Below are 14,349 nucleotides of genomic sequence, written 5' to 3'. Positions count from 1 at the left end.
CCCACTTTTGGGATACACGCTCTAATTTGCGGGTGCTGGCACCATGGGTTCCATAGGTGGCGGGGCGGGCGGAAACTCTCCTTGCTGGGGCGATGGTGAAGACGGTTGCGGTTCAGTTTCCGGAGCCAGAGGCGAAGGGTTTTGCAGCGGGCCTCCGGTATCGGAACCAAGATTCGGCAATGATGTGTCTGGCTTGTCACCATACACGCCAAGCTTTGCCTCTTCTGCCTTTTGTCCCGCCTCTACATAGGTGCCACCGGGCGCAGCTTTCGCCCAACCGTTCGCTACGAGCCAAAGGGCTGCATCATCATTGCCGACACTGCATTGGGTTGCGACAGCTGCTCCGCTGTCATTTTGTGGCAGGCGACACATAATTGCACGCGAACGCAGCCATTGGCGGAAAGCAGTTCGCGCCTGCATGCCACAAGGCCATGTTTCACCCGATGAAGACTGACAGGTCTGCTCAAGCGGCACAGTCTCGATGCCTTGCAGATCGATGATACGGCCCTGACTTTCGAGTTTTCCAGCAGCCGAAGCAACGGGACGTTGCAGCAGTTGCATCGGCTCGCCCTCATCAACCGGCGCACTCGGTGCCGGAGGTTCTGGCGGCTTCGGCGTTGAGGCAAGCCCCAGATCACTTAAAGGCGGACGCGCGGATTCGCGCTCAAGCGGATTCTGATCTGTCTGGCTATTCGTATTCTGACTTTCATCGTCCGGGGCTGGCTCTGGAGCGGGTGCGCCATCCTGCGATGCCGATTGATCTGTTCCAGAACCGGGTTCGTTGTAGTCGAACTGTTCGACAACAATCCCATTGCCCGCACCAGCATCCGGTTTACTTTGACCATCACCGCTTTCGACCACCGTTACCGGACGATCAAGCGCGCCATAAAACGGCGCAACAAACGCAGCCACCAGAATGGCGCCGGTTATGCCTGCAAAAACACCAAAAACAATGCGTGCATGGCTCTTCGTCTGCTGCTTCACCATTACTGACTCGCCCATAGAATACGGGCGATCCACTCAACATCCCTGGTCTCAAAGGAACGGTTTGGAAATTCGGGATTGAATGAATGAAGTTCAATTGTGCGCGGTGTCTGGCGATGCAGGATTTTGGCCATAACCTCTCCGTCTTTGGTACGAACAACCACACGGTCGCCACGGCGAACCGGGGCATTGGGTGCTACGACCAGCGTATCGCCATCACGATAAAGCGGCAACATGGAGTCGCCTGAAACTTCCAGCGCATAGACATTATCAGTTGGCGAAGCTGGAAACTGAACGACATCCCAGCCTTGCCCGGCAGGAAACCCGGCGTCGTCGAAAAAGCCGCCCGTTCCTGCTTCTGCCATACCAAGCAGAGGAATGGCGCTCGGCTCCTGCAAATATTCACCGTAGTGCGGCGTTCCGATTTCACCACGGATCAATCGGGTAAATTCGTCAAATGTTGCCCCGGTCGCTTCCATCACTTTGGCAAGTGATTCTGTTGACGGCCAACGCGCGCGCCCGTCGGAAGCATAGCGCTTGGATTTGTTGAAAGTGGTCGGATCAAGCCCTGCACGGCGCGCAAGGCCGGACGCACTTAAAGAATTGCGTTCTGCCAAGGCATCGATCGCAGCCCATACGCTGTCGTGAGAAAACATTGCTTTAACCCGCCAAAGAGGATTTTAAACCTAACCATCCATCCTATATTGTGCCAAACCTAGCTTAAAACCTGATTTCACGCAAGATGTGCTAATTTGCAGGGAAAATTTTCTTATTTGTAAATAAAAACGCGCGACATCGAAATGTCGCGCGTTTTTAAAAGGCTCAACAAGCAGCAGATCAGGCTGCTTTCTTCGCCTCGCCCTTATATGGGTTGAAGCGCTTGTAGAAGCTTTCGCCATTTTCGGCCATGTCGAGAAGCAGCTTCGGTGCCTTGAACTGCTGACCGTATTTGCGCTGCAACTCCTTGGCAAGTTTGACGAATTTCTTCGCCCCCATACCATCGATATAAGACAGCGTACCGCCCGTATAAGGCGCGAAACCAAAGGCGAGGATGGAACCGACATCGGCTTCACGCGGATCGGTCACGATGCCTTCTTCCATCACGCGGGCAGCTTCCAGAGCAATGGTGACGAGGAAGCGTTCTTTAAGCTCCTTCACATCGATCTTGTCCGGGTTCTGCTGCGGATAGAGATCCTTGAGGCCCGGCCACAGATGCTTCTTGGCAGGCTTGGCCGGATAATCATAGAAGCCCTTGCCGTTCTTGCGGCCCTTGCGGTCGAACTCGTTGACGAGACGATCCACCAGTTCCACATGACGCGGATCGACCGCCTTTTCGCCAAGATCGGCAAGCGTTGCCTTGAGGATCTTCTGCGAAAGATCGATTGCCGTTTCGTCGTTGAGCGCCAGTGGACCGACTGGCATACCGGCCATACGGGCGGCATTTTCGATCATCGCAGCAGGAACACCTTCAACCAGCATGTTGTAGGCTTCCGACATATAGCGCAACACGCAGCGATTGACGTAGAAACCACGCGTGTCGTTGACGACAATCGGCGTCTTCTTGATCGCACGGACATAGTCGAGTGCAACTGCGAGCGCTTTCTCGGACGTCTTTTTGCCGAGGATCACTTCCACCAGCATCATCTTGTCGACAGGCGAGAAGAAGTGAATGCCGATGAAGTTCTTCGGACGCTTGGAGACTTTCGCAAGACCAGTGATCGGCAGGGTCGAGGTGTTGGAAGCAAAGACCGCAGTGGCTTTCAGCACTTCCTCGGCTTTCTCGGTCGCAACCCGCTTGACTTCGCGGTCCTCGAACACGGCTTCAATCACGAGATCAGCACCTTCAAGTTCTGCATAGTCAGGCGTTGCGGTGATAAGCGACAGGAGCTTTTCCTTGTCGGCTTCCGTAGCGCGGCCCTTCTGCATTTCCTTGGTAATCAGGTCTGCGGCATGGGCCTTGCCCTTATCGGCAGATTCCTGATCACGGTCGATCAGCACCACCGGAATGCCAGCCTTGGCGGTCACATAGGCAATGCCCGCGCCCATGAAGCCCGCGCCGATAACGCCGATCTTCTTGAGCTTGGTCGGCTTTTCATCGACCGGACGGCGTGCGCCCTTGTTCAGCTCCTGCAGCGACACAAAGAGCGAGCGGATCATCATGCCCGCTTCGGTCGTCTGGAGAATTTCGGTGAAGTAGCGCTGTTCGATCTTGAGGCCGGTATCGAATGGAACCAGCAGGCCTTCATAGACCGACTTCAGGATAGCGAGCGCTGCCGGATAATTGCCGGATGTTTCACGGCGCAGAATTGCCGTTGCAGCAGGCCAAAGGTTCGCACCGGCAGCCGAATAGATCGCGCCGCCCGGCAGCTTGAAGCCCTTTTCATCCCATGGCTGAACCGGCTTGAGACCGCCCTTGATGAGCTTCTTTGCGGTTTCGACCAACTTCTTGGCCGGAGCAATCTCGGTGACGAGACCCATTGCCTTGGCGCGCTGCGCCGTCAGGCTGGAGCCGGTCGTCATCATCTGGAGCGCGTCCTGCTGATTGGCAAGGCGCGGAACGCGCTGCGTGCCGCCAGCGCCCGGAAACAGGCCGACTTTCACTTCCGGCAGAGCCATTTTCACGCCCGGCGCATCGGATGCAACGCGGGCATGGCAGGCGAGCGACATTTCAAATGCGCCGCCCATACAGGTTCCGTTGATGGCCGAAACCCAAGGTTTGCCACAGGTTTCAAGCTTGCGGAAAAGGCCGCTCATCTTGCCTACATTGTCGAACAGGGTCTGGACCGCGCCCTGTGGGTCTTTGGCCTTCTGCTTCTGGAATTCCTTGAACATGCCTTCCAGCATGGTCAGGTCGGCGCCCCCAGAGAAGCTTTCCTTGCCGGATGTTATAACAACACCCTTGATCTTATCGTCGGCAGTCACCGCATCGATGATGGCGTTCAGTTCCTGCATCGCCTCGACGGTGAAGACGTTCATCGACTTCTCGGGCATGTCCCAGGTAACGAGAGCAATGCCGTCGGCGTCGGTTTCAACTTTGAAATTCGTGTAAGCCATTCGTAAAACCTCCCTCGCCTTAAACGCGCTCGATGATTGTCGCCGTACCCATGCCGGCACCGATGCACAAGGTCACCAGCGCGGAGTTAAGATCGCGGCGTTCGAGTTCATCCAGCACCGTACCGAGGATCATTGCGCCGGTTGCACCGAGCGGATGCCCCATGGCAATGGCACCGCCATTGACGTTGATCTTGTCGTGCGGAATGTCGAAGGCCTGCATGTAGCGCAAAACAACGGCGGCAAAGGCTTCGTTCAGCTCAAACAGGTCGATGTCCGAGATCTTCATCTTGGCCTGCTTGAGAAGCTTTTCCGTCACATCAACCGGGCCGGTCAGCATGAGTGCCGGTTCGGAGCCGATATTGGCGAAAGCACGGATGCGCGCGCGAGGCTTGATATCGAATGCCTTGCCAGCCTTCTTGGAACCGACCAGAACGCCAGCCGCCCCGTCGACGATGCCCGACGAGTTACCGGCATGGTGGACGTGATTGACGGTTTCGATTTCCGGATGGGCCTGAATGCCGACCGCATTGAAACCGCCCATTTCGCCCGGCATCACAAAGGACGGATTGAGCTGGCCCAATGCCTGCATGTCAGTCGTCGGGCGCATGTGCTCGTCATGATCGAGAATGGTCAGGCCATTCTGGTCCTTGATCGAGATGACCGAATTCTTGAAATAGCCCTTTTCCCACGACTTGGCGGCGCGCTTCTGACTTTCGACGGCATAGGCATCGACGTCATCGCGGCTGAAGCCATATTTCGTGGCGATCAGATCGGCGGACACGCCCTGTGGCATGAAATAGCCGGGGAAGCCGACCGATGGGTCCATGTACCAGGCACCGCCCGACATGCCCATGCCGACGCGCGACATGCTTTCTACGCCGCCTGCAATCACCAGATCGTCGGAACCGAAGGCGACCTTGGCTGCCGCCAGATTGACCGCATCGAGGCCGGAAGCGCAGAAGCGCGAAATCTGAATGCCCGGCGCCTTGAAGTCGTAACCGGCTTCAAAAGCGGCAGAACGCGGGATGACCGCACCAGCTTCGCCGACCGGGTCGACGCAGCCGAAAATAATGTCATCGACCTTTGCCGTGTCGATGCCGTTGCGGTCGCGCAGGGATTCCAGAACCTTCGCGCCCAGACGAACGGCAGGCACTTCGTGCAGGCTGCCATCCTTCTTGCCACGTCCGCGCGGTGTGCGGACGTGATCGTAAATATAAGCCTCAGCCATTTTTACTCCTTCCCGCTAAGTTCGAAAACTTAGCCTGATCTCTAACTCAGAATGTGTCCGCGTTGAGCGCCATCATCGAATCCGCACCCGACTGGATGCGTGCGAGATGTGCTGCGCTTTCCGGCATGATCCGCTCGAAATAATAGCGCGCAGTGACAAGCTTGGCTTCAAGATAGTCCTTGTTGCCTTCGCCGCTGCCAAGCTTTTCTTCCGCGATCTTCGCCATGCGCGCCCACATGAAACCGAGCGCCACCAGACCGAAGAGATGCATATAGTCGTTGGAGGCAGCACCAGCATTGTCAGGTTTTGCCATGGCATTCTGCATCAGCCACATGGTGGCGGCCTGAAGATCGTTGACGCCCTTCTTCAAATGCTTGGTGAAGAAGGAAAGCTTTTCATTCTCGCGATTGGTTTCGCAGAATTCGCCCACTTCCTTGAAGAAGGCGGTGATTGCGCGGCCACCGTTAAGCGCCAGCTTGCGACCGACGAGATCGAGCGCCTGAATACCATTCGCGCCTTCATAGATCATGGCAATACGCGCATCGCGCACATACTGGCTCATGCCGTGTTCTTCGATATAGCCATGGCCACCGAAGACCTGCTGCGCCATGACGGCGTGTTCAAAACCCTTGTCGGTCAGAACGCCTTTCAGAACTGGCGTCAAAAGGCCGACGAGATCGTCTGCTGCCTGACGTTCCGCTTCATCGCCTGCGCGATGGGCGATATCGGAGTTGAGTGCCGTCCAGAGGATAAGCGCCCGACCGGCTTCGTTGAAAGCACGGATATTCATGAGGTTGCGGCGGATATCCGGATGCACGATGATCGGGTCGGCTTTTTTGTCCGGTGCTGCAGCACCCGAAAGCGCGCGACCCTGAATACGCTCACGCGCATAGATGGCAGCATTCTGGTAAGCGGTTTCGGCAATCGAAAGGCCCTGTAAAGCTACACCAAGACGCGCTTCATTCATCATGGTGAACATGGCGCGCAGGCCTTTGTGTGCCTCGCCAATCAGGAAGCCCGTCGCATCATCGTAGTTCATCACGCAGGTGGAATTGCCGTGAATACCCATCTTTTCTTCGATGGAACCGCAGGACACGCCGTTGCGCTCGCCGGGATTGCCATTTTCATCAAGAATGAACTTCGGCACGATGAACAGCGAAATGCCCTTCACGCCTTCCGGCGCGCCGTCAATACGGGCCAGCACCAGATGGATGATGTTTTCGGACATGTCGTGTTCGCCAGCCGAGATGAAAATCTTCTGGCCAGAAATCTTGTAGGAACCGTCTTTTTGCGGCGCGGCGCTGGTGCGCAGCAGGCCCAGATCCGTACCGCAATGCGGCTCGGTCAGGTTCATCGTGCCGGTCCAGGTGCCTTCCACCATCTTCGGCAGATAGGTGTCTTTCTGCTCATCGGTGCCGTGGGTCAGGATCGCGGCAATCGCGCCCTGTGTCAGGCCCGGATACATGGTGAGCGCCATATTGGCCGAAGACATATATTCGCCAACAGCCGTATGCAGGAGATAAGGAAGCCCCTGCCCGCCATATTGCTCCGGCACGGCGAGGCCGAGCCAGCCGCCTTCGCGATACTGGTCATAGGCAGCCTTGAAACCCTTTGGCGTCTTTACTGAACCGTCGGATGCGCGGACGCAACCTTCCTGATCACCCGTATGATTAACCGGGAACAGCGTACCTTCAGCAAGCTTCGCGCCTTCCGACAGGATCGCCTCGACCACATCAGGCGTTGCATCAGCAAAGCCCGGCAAATTGTTGTAGCGCTGATAATTCAAAACGTCATTGAGAATAAAATTTGTATCCTCAACTGGCGCGCGATAGCTCGGCATCGAAATCCTCCAAATCAATAACCCGCTCAGCCCCGCATGAAGCGGAACAGGCTCCCACCTGCGTTTTGGCATGTCTGTCACATGAAGCACTCAAATGCATGACAGCATGTCCTTGCTGACAAAAATGGGTTCTAAAACTGAAAAAACCAGCCATTTTTGCCATTTTCAGACATCTGCCTTCTCATTTTTTGAAGGCCAGAGTCCAAATCTGGGGCAAAACTAGCTCACTTTGACGTTTCCGTAAACGTCAAAAATTACACATATTCGTGCGCCATTGCTTTTCTGGAAATTGTAAATGCCGCTTTGGTTTGTCCCCCTGCGCCTTGGTATGGTCATTTCGCTGCGTTTGATTTGTCCAGATCAGAAAAACTCGCAAAACATCGCTGCAGAATTTTACGTTGCTGGCCGTACGAATCAGGGAAACTGGATCACCGCCTTAAGTCTGCGATGGCGAAGTAAGCGGCAATCACGCTATCGAACTATAATTTCTGGGAGACATCATTGATCGCGGCCTTGAAGAGCAGGAAGGCGATGGACATCATATCCAAGGCACTTGATATCTGCCCAGACAGCCATCCAATATTGGAAAATCAAATGGAATAATTTTTTGAGTATTGAGAACAGTGAAGAAAGTTTGGAAACGGCAAACATATCAATAGAAAATGGCGCAGTGGGTACCAGACACCTGGTCTGACAGTCAGAAGGCACTACGTTCCAAAGAACCTCAAATTAGAATTCTAAACAATCACCGAAAATTTCTGATCTTACTTTTCCGAATTGCCATCATCATACCTTCTGATTAAATTTTTCATTTGTCTTTCATTAAGAATATGAGAAAAACTCTCTATAAGCATGTCTTTAGTCGATATAGAAAAAGCAGAATTTGGAAAATTCTCTACCTCGATAAGATGATCCTCCAAATCTTGGAAAAAATGATTATTATCCATATTAATCTCCCAATAATAATCTTACACTACCTTCATCATTCAAATCAAAAACGCCAGCCCAGCTTCCAAGGTGACATAGGAGAGCTCGTCCAAATGGAATTCTTCCTTCTTCACACTCACGATATTCGAAATCAACAAGAGAATGTAGTTCAGATATTGCCTTTAATGCTCTATTATCGTCAGAATCAATTATTGCACAAGCACTATCGTAATCCGCCGATTGTATTTTAAAATATTCATTATTTAATGATTTACATAGAGAATTTTTTATTTCAACCCATTCTGAACCTACATGTCTAAACCCATACTTAGCTAAAATGTATCTTCCTTCTAAAACGGCACGTGCAGTCATTGATCCCATTCCATAATATTGTGCTAGTGCATATCTGTTCCTTAGTATCTGTAAGCCAATTCTATTACCACGCAAGCGCTGCGTTATGAATGTATTGTGACCTTCGATCAAGTTATTATTAAAATCATTTTTCCACTTACCTCCACAATAAGGCGACCATTCTCTTGATAAGTTGAAGAAAATCTTACATTTACGCCTCTATCTTGAAATTCGGTTATCGTATTTAGTTGATAAGGCAAGTTTGTAGATAGAATTTCCCCAATAACCCCAGCTATGCACATAATTATACTACCATAACTTTCTATACGTTTGCGACGCGTGGAATAGCCCCCTAATTTCCCGGACAGTTTCTCCCACTTAAATAAGTGATAGGACTACTGTTCACATTATGACTGGTAATAGCATTAAGATGGAAATTCTTTCCGGCCCTGAGCGGTGTCGACGCTGGAGTACAGCGGAAAAGCTTGCAATTGTCCACGAAACCTACGAGACGGACGCAACGGTCAGTGTGGTCGCGCGTCGTCATGGCATTGCGCCTAACCAGCTGTTCGCGTGGCGCAAACTTGCGTCACAGGGTGCATTGGTTGCAACGGCAGCCGAAGAGGAGGTTGTCCCTGCCTCGGAATACCGGGCGCTTCAGGCTCAGCTGAAGGAATTACAGCGCCTGCTGGGCAAGAAAACGATGGAGGGGAAATTCTCAAGGAGGCCCTCGAAATCGCCAACGGCCCAAAAAAACGCATGCTGCACTCAATCTCGCTGCCGAAGGGCGTTTTGCGATGAAAACGTTATGCGAGACGCTAGGTGTTGCCCGGTCGAATATCGCGCCGCGAGCCACAGGCACCCTTTCCAAAGCCCGAGGGAGACCTCCGCTTCCCGACGCTGATCTGGTTGCTCAGATCAAGGCGATCATTGAAGAAATGTCGACCTATGGCTATCGGCGCGTTCATGCCGTTCTACGGCGCAAGGCCCGTGAACAGGGCTGTTCATGGCCAAATGCCAAGCGGGTTTATCGCGTGATGAAGCAGCATGATCTGCTCCTTTAGCGCCATACCGGAGCTGCCGGTGAACGCAGACACGACGGACAAGTCACCGTCGAGCGCTCCAATACCAGATGGTGCTCCGACGGCTTCGAGATCACGTGCGACAACAAAGAAAAGGTCCGCGTTGCATTTGCGCTCGATTGCTGTGATCGGGAAGCAATCGCTCATGTGGCCACGACAGAAGGCATCAAGAGCGAAGATGTGCAGGATCTTGTCATCACGGCGGTAGAAAACCGCTTCGGGCGCATCAATATGCTGGCAGAGCCCATCCAGTGGCTTACCGATAATGGTTCATGCTTCATTGCGAAAAACACCGCGTCCCTGCTCCGGGATATCGGTATGGAACAGTGCAGAACACCAGTGCGCAGCCCGCAGTCAAATGGAATGGCTGAGGCTTTCGTCAAAACATTCAAGCGCGATTATGTCCGGATACCGTCGCATCTCCTCCGATTTCTGTGACCCACGACAACACTTTGCGCAATGAATCAATATTTCTACTACTGTCCATCAAGATCAAATTAGAAACAATATTCTGGTATGTGTAGTCACTAACTTTAAGATATACGACCCCCTTTAGATTAATTGAATACCTTGCTCCATCTTCTCCCGTTAACAATACTTTAAATTCTTTTCTCTCTCTGTCTGAGACAAAACCTATGACTTCCGCATCATGCAAACTGCCTAAATTCATTGGGATTATTTCCTTCTATCAATCCCGCGCCGGATCAAGTGGACGACCCGGTTTCCTTATCGGATTTGCCGCTTGGGCCGCGATCCCAATCATGAACGAGCGGTATTACTTGGCCGCTCGCTTCCAGTTCAGCCTGCTTGTCCTTGTCACGAATAATGATCTCACCCGGTCCGACAGTGGCACGCACTTCCTGCCGCGTATCGTCGAGCTGATAGGTGCCTTCTGCTGTCGTTTTCGGCTGAGAAGTCTGATCCGGCTGCTGCTGCTTGTTGCCGTCCACATCCTTCGATGTCAGGTCGATATTGGCCTGAATGTCGAAGCCTTCATATTTCTTCGCGCCGGAGAAGTCCTCGTGGGGCAGTGTGCTCGTGTCGAGGGCAAGATCACCGCTCTCAGAAATGATCTTGCCCGCGCCAAGATTTGGGCGACCATAAACTTGTTCAACCTATTTTTTCAATGAGACTCATCAATCCAATATATAAAGTCCGCAATCTGTAATGTTTTCCATAATTTTATTTACTTTTGACTTCTCATTAAGAATAAACAAATCTGTCCTATCAAAACCGCCAACAATTCTGACATCATACGCCATAAAATACATATCAAATCGCCTCTCTTCACGAAGACTATCAACGATTATTCTCGCTATATTGGCATCGAATCCATCAATAAAACGATAAGGCGGAGGAATACTACATACGACCCCATCCCGTGATAACAAAGCATATAGTTTCGAAAATTTCTCTTCCCCCTTGAGATATTCATCAAATCGATCATGTGAAACTGCGGTTTCGTAATTTATAATTTCGTTGCTCTCGGCTTCATCCTCAGAAAGCCAGTGATCAAAAACCGACACATGTAGAGTGGGGATTCCCTTTTCGATGGGATCATCTTCCCCGACCTCAAAATTCGAGAACACCGCAGCGTAGCGATTTAGCGTTTCGATATCCAAAATGCCGCTCCTATTTTCTCAAAAATGTTCCATTGGAGTTCAATGTACCGATTCTTTTTCCAGTGCGATCCAACAATTTCCACGCACTTCCCCCATGCGAATTACTACCTGCTCGGTCTTTAACTATCTGATATCCTGATTTCGGATCTTGGTAACGCACCTCACCATCCACTTTCACGCGTTGTTCAAACTGGTTCAGATTAACCCTGTCTCCCTTTTGTAAATTGTCATTAGGCCGTTTGAATGGATCATTGTCGTCAGGATCAGGAGCCCCTGCTGCAGCGCCACTGCTTCCTGAAGTTGCTCCACCTTTCGATGTGCTGTTGCCACTATTTCCTTGACTCAACACGACATTTGTAATGCCGCCGGACTGAAGCGTCGCCGCCGCATCCTGCAGCATTCCGTTGTTCATAGATTGCCCATTAATGGTGCCATTTTCTAGAACAAGCTGTCCATTTGCACCGGGCTGCAGGTTGAGAACGATTGTGCTACCCGCTGCGGTGGTGATCGTAACCGTCCGGGAATAGCTATCGCCCCGTCCAGTCACATTGACTGTAGAACCGTCCACTGCGGTGAACGTTTCACCAACTTTAGCTCCGCCAGCTTCATTGGTCATATAAAAATAGAAGCCTGCCGTTCCGAGCGCAGCCCTCAAAGCTGTATTTGCCGACACAGTTGCTGCGGTCTTGCCCGCTTCCTTGAGAATATCAAGGCAATTCAATGCTGCAGACTTGAGAACTGTAATAACTGCACCATCCGAAGCAACCGCTGTACACGTGGCGGCGTTCGCGTGAGCAGACGGAACAATCCAGCTAAATGGACTAAAGTTGCTCCAAGCATGCCCGGTGCAATCGCGTAAGCCTGCAATCACTTTCGGGTCGTTCATGTAGGGTTCTAGCTTACGCGCGTCAGCACGTTCTTGTGGTGACAGGTCACCATTCGCCAACATGCGATCAAGAACCTGACCTAGAACCTGGGTAACCTCCGCCCCCACCTCGAAAGCCGCTTTTACCGAAGTATCCGACAGATAATATTCTATCTCGACGTGCTTATCCTTGGTGATTTCGTAAGCCTTGTCGGGATCACGGTTGAGAGCGGCGAGGTCTTCGGTCTGGCCGCTCGCTTCCAGTTCAGCCTGCTTGTCCTTGTCCCGAATAATGATCTCACCCGGTCCGACAGTGGCACGCACTTCCTGCCGCGTATCGTCGAGCTGATAGGTGCCTTCTGCTGTCGTTTTCGGCTGAGAAGTCTGATCCGGCTGCTGTTGCTTGTTGCCGTCAGCATCCTTCGGCGTCAGATCGATATTGGCCTGAATGTCGAAGCCTTCATATTTCTTCGAGCCGGAGAAGTCCTCATGGGTCATCCGGCATTACGTTGAGCGAACTTATCAAAAAGGGATATGTACGAGAAAAGCCCGCATATCGTCGTTCCCTTCGTCTCGTGGAAAAATCTTCGATCCGCGAGTTTAAAGAGAATTATATTTCCCTAACCAATCTTCGTGAAATCTTGGGTACCAACCGCTCTGGAATGAAAAAACACCTAGCCGACTTGGGCCTTTTCCCTCTGCTAGGGCTAAATACCAATTTCACCAGCTATTATTCGCTTTCAGATTTGCGGAAAAAGAATCTAATTTAAATTAAAATCATCGATCAGCAGTTTTAGAGCCCGCCAAGCGGGCTTTTTTTGTCCTCTGGTCAAAAAGTGGACAAATCAAACGCAACGAAACACCCGCACCTATTTGGAGGCACCCGAAAAAATATAACAAAATCAATGGATGATAGAGCGAATAAGACAAACCAACGCAGCATTTACAGAAATTGCATGAGGTACTTTGGGGATATCTCGCTTAAAGCGGAACAACTTGCGCGCGCTCTGCCCTCACCTCTGAAATCGAATTGCAACAGCGCTTAACCCGGCGGCTACTGCATATTCTAAATCGACCAAACGGAAAAATTCTGGAGAAACGTGCGCGAAAATAGATCGCCACGATCGGTGAAATTGAAGAGGCAAAATTCAGCGCTGAAGACAAGAAAGCCCGCTTCGCTGGGAGGAGGAGTGCGAAGCGGGCTGATCTGGAAAGCGCGACTGGGAGGAGGAGTGCCGCGCTTCGAGTTCAGTTTCTGGGAGGAGGAGTGAAACTGAACAACCCGAAAATAGGCGGCAGGCACAATGATTACAAGAAACAAATATGCATAGCTGATATGCGCGCTCTGGAACTTGGCCATGACGTGCGCCTTAGATGCCAATCTCGAAAAGTGTGAAACGGTTTCGAGATGGCCTAAAAATGGAAAACCGCCCGGCAGCGACTGAGCGCGCACAGGCGGTTTAATCCTCCCAAGAGGCAGCTTGATACCAGTATTGTTTCAATAAAGCAAATTAAACGAGCAAGTACATAATCATACTATTTTTGTATGATTATAACTAAACTTGCAAACAACAGAAGAGACTGCAGACCCACAGAAGACAAAGGCCCGCATCGCGCATTTGGGCGGGGGGCTTGGGGTGCGCGATACGGGTGCCTTCCTGCAAACAGGTTGCAATCCATAAATAAATACACTGACCGAAAACAAAAATGACAGTTTGTTGCAGTTGCAAATGGTTGGTGCAGCAACCGCTAGACAAAAGTCGCTCCGCAGCAAGGCTGCTGGAGCGACTGCGAACCGATGCCCCCGCCCATGAGTCGGAACGCAAATCCAGAGTAACATCAGCAAGATGCAACTGAAAGTTACAGATAATTTAGAAAGGTAACGCCATCTGGAGGACCTTTTTTAATTTTCCAGACAGCCAACCAGAGACACCTATTCAAGCGGTTTTCTTCACCCGATAAGCCATCCCAAGCGATCTTGGAGCGGTTTCCTGAAAGCCAAATTTTTCATAGAGCTTGTTAGCTGGCACATCGGCGATCAGACTCACGTAAGCTGAATCAGGAAGCTCGGCATTCACATACTGCATGATGGCTTTCATAATCGACTTACCGAGACCTTGCCCCTGATGTCTTGGATCGACTGCAATATCCACCACCTGGAAAAAGCAGCCTCCATCTCCAATCAACCGACCCATTCCAATAGCTGCATCGCCGTGCAAAACGACTACAGCAAAAACGGTGCCTTTAAGTCCTTGAGCTGCCGCCTCTTCCGAAAACGAACTTAATCCCGCCACTGCGCGAAGATGCAAATATTCTTCAACAGACGGCGTGCGCGCGACAGTTGAATAGGCGGACAGATTCATTCGGCATTCCTCTTTGTTTCGTCACGGTGAATA

Annotated in this window: 12 protein-coding genes and 1 pseudogene; 1 reads left to right on the top strand and 12 read right to left on the bottom strand. The window is 51.7% G+C overall.

Features of this window, described 5'->3' with window-relative positions:
• Nucleotides 1-21 precede the first annotated feature (21 nt).
• The 7 genes from C9380_RS13570 to C9380_RS13540 all read right to left on the bottom strand — a co-directional run bounded on the left by C9380_RS13570 (nt 22) and on the right by C9380_RS13540 (nt 8,405).
• Nucleotides 22-987 (bottom strand): thermonuclease family protein, encoded by a 966-nt coding sequence (locus C9380_RS13570; protein WP_128093782.1) that lies wholly within the window; start codon nt 985-987, stop codon nt 22-24.
• Nucleotides 987-1,640, bottom strand: coding sequence for a S24 family peptidase (locus C9380_RS13565; protein ID WP_024896442.1), 654 nt, complete (start codon nt 1,638-1,640; stop codon nt 987-989). Before C9380_RS13565 ends, C9380_RS13570 begins: the two co-directional genes overlap by 1 nt.
• A 181-nt stretch (nt 1,641-1,821) precedes the next feature.
• Nucleotides 1,822-4,038 carry an FAD-dependent oxidoreductase gene (locus C9380_RS13560; protein ID WP_128093781.1) on the bottom strand — a complete coding sequence of 739 codons (2,217 nt, stop codon included), beginning with the start codon at nt 4,036-4,038 and terminating at the stop codon, nt 1,822-1,824.
• Between the two features lie 19 nt (nt 4,039-4,057).
• Nucleotides 4,058-5,266, bottom strand: a complete 1,209-nt coding sequence (locus tag C9380_RS13555; RefSeq protein ID WP_128093780.1) for an acetyl-CoA C-acetyltransferase — start codon at nt 5,264-5,266, stop codon at nt 4,058-4,060.
• 46 nt (nt 5,267-5,312) lie between these two features.
• On the bottom strand, nt 5,313-7,106 hold the full coding sequence (locus C9380_RS13550; RefSeq protein ID WP_128093779.1) for an acyl-CoA dehydrogenase C-terminal domain-containing protein: 1,794 nt from the start codon (nt 7,104-7,106) through the stop codon (nt 5,313-5,315).
• 764 nt (nt 7,107-7,870) lie between these two features.
• A complete protein-coding gene (locus C9380_RS13545) occupies nt 7,871-8,053 on the bottom strand; it encodes a hypothetical protein (protein WP_128093778.1) in 183 nt (60 codons plus the stop codon).
• 1 nt (nt 8,054) lies between these two features.
• The gene (locus tag C9380_RS13540; RefSeq protein ID WP_128093777.1) at nt 8,055-8,405 is read right to left on the bottom strand and encodes a hypothetical protein; all 351 of its coding nucleotides are present in this window, start codon (nt 8,403-8,405) and stop codon (nt 8,055-8,057) included.
• Nucleotides 8,406-8,793: 388 nt separating this feature from the next.
• Here C9380_RS13540 and C9380_RS13535 point away from each other — a divergent pair.
• A pseudogene (locus C9380_RS13535) lies at nt 8,794-9,877 on the top strand (IS3 family transposase); the annotation flags it as partial.
• Nucleotides 9,878-10,170: 293 nt separating this feature from the next.
• Here C9380_RS13535 and C9380_RS13530 read toward each other — a convergent pair.
• The 5 genes from C9380_RS13530 to C9380_RS13510 all read right to left on the bottom strand — a co-directional run bounded on the left by C9380_RS13530 (nt 10,171) and on the right by C9380_RS13510 (nt 14,316).
• The gene (locus C9380_RS13530; protein ID WP_100556862.1) at nt 10,171-10,416 is read right to left on the bottom strand and encodes a hypothetical protein; all 246 of its coding nucleotides are present in this window, start codon (nt 10,414-10,416) and stop codon (nt 10,171-10,173) included.
• Between the two features lie 186 nt (nt 10,417-10,602).
• Entirely contained in the window at nt 10,603-11,088 is a 486-nt protein-coding gene (locus C9380_RS13525) for a hypothetical protein (protein WP_100556861.1), read from the bottom strand.
• 10 nt (nt 11,089-11,098) lie between these two features.
• The gene (locus tag C9380_RS13520) at nt 11,099-12,451 is read right to left on the bottom strand and encodes a hypothetical protein (RefSeq protein ID WP_128093776.1); all 1,353 of its coding nucleotides are present in this window, start codon (nt 12,449-12,451) and stop codon (nt 11,099-11,101) included.
• A 568-nt stretch (nt 12,452-13,019) separates the two neighbouring features.
• Nucleotides 13,020-13,313, bottom strand: coding sequence for a hypothetical protein (locus C9380_RS13515; RefSeq protein WP_128093775.1), 294 nt, complete (start codon nt 13,311-13,313; stop codon nt 13,020-13,022).
• Between the two features lie 577 nt (nt 13,314-13,890).
• The gene (locus C9380_RS13510) at nt 13,891-14,316 is read right to left on the bottom strand and encodes a GNAT family N-acetyltransferase (RefSeq protein WP_100556857.1); all 426 of its coding nucleotides are present in this window, start codon (nt 14,314-14,316) and stop codon (nt 13,891-13,893) included.
• Nucleotides 14,317-14,349: the final 33 nt, after the last annotated feature.

The sequence above is a fragment of the Brucella pituitosa genome, assembly GCF_003049685.1.
Lineage (GTDB): Bacteria > Pseudomonadota > Alphaproteobacteria > Rhizobiales > Rhizobiaceae > Brucella > Brucella pituitosa.
The sequence above is the reverse complement of the archived record's forward strand: the minus strand, read 5'-3'. Positions and strand labels throughout refer to the sequence as shown.

What these genes read in the sequence shown, in the direction of transcription:
- C9380_RS13510 (WP_100556857.1), bottom strand. Translation starts at nt 14,316, where the DNA reads ATGAATCTGTCCGCCTATTCAACTGTCGCGCGCACGCCGTCTGTTGAA.
- C9380_RS13520 (WP_128093776.1), bottom strand. Translation starts at nt 12,451, where the DNA reads ATGACCCATGAGGACTTCTCCGGCTCGAAGAAATATGAAGGCTTCGAC.
- C9380_RS13570 (WP_128093782.1), bottom strand. Translation starts at nt 987, where the DNA reads ATGGTGAAGCAGCAGACGAAGAGCCATGCACGCATTGTTTTTGGTGTT.
- C9380_RS13565 (WP_024896442.1), bottom strand. Translation starts at nt 1,640, where the DNA reads ATGTTTTCTCACGACAGCGTATGGGCTGCGATCGATGCCTTGGCAGAA.
- C9380_RS13515 (WP_128093775.1), bottom strand. Translation starts at nt 13,313, where the DNA reads ATGGCCAAGTTCCAGAGCGCGCATATCAGCTATGCATATTTGTTTCTT.
- C9380_RS13550 (WP_128093779.1), bottom strand. Translation starts at nt 7,106, where the DNA reads ATGCCGAGCTATCGCGCGCCAGTTGAGGATACAAATTTTATTCTCAAT.
- C9380_RS13540 (WP_128093777.1), bottom strand. Translation starts at nt 8,405, where the DNA reads ATGACTGCACGTGCCGTTTTAGAAGGAAGATACATTTTAGCTAAGTAT.
- C9380_RS13560 (WP_128093781.1), bottom strand. Translation starts at nt 4,038, where the DNA reads ATGGCTTACACGAATTTCAAAGTTGAAACCGACGCCGACGGCATTGCT.
- C9380_RS13545 (WP_128093778.1), bottom strand. Translation starts at nt 8,053, where the DNA reads ATGGATAATAATCATTTTTTCCAAGATTTGGAGGATCATCTTATCGAG.
- C9380_RS13555 (WP_128093780.1), bottom strand. Translation starts at nt 5,266, where the DNA reads ATGGCTGAGGCTTATATTTACGATCACGTCCGCACACCGCGCGGACGT.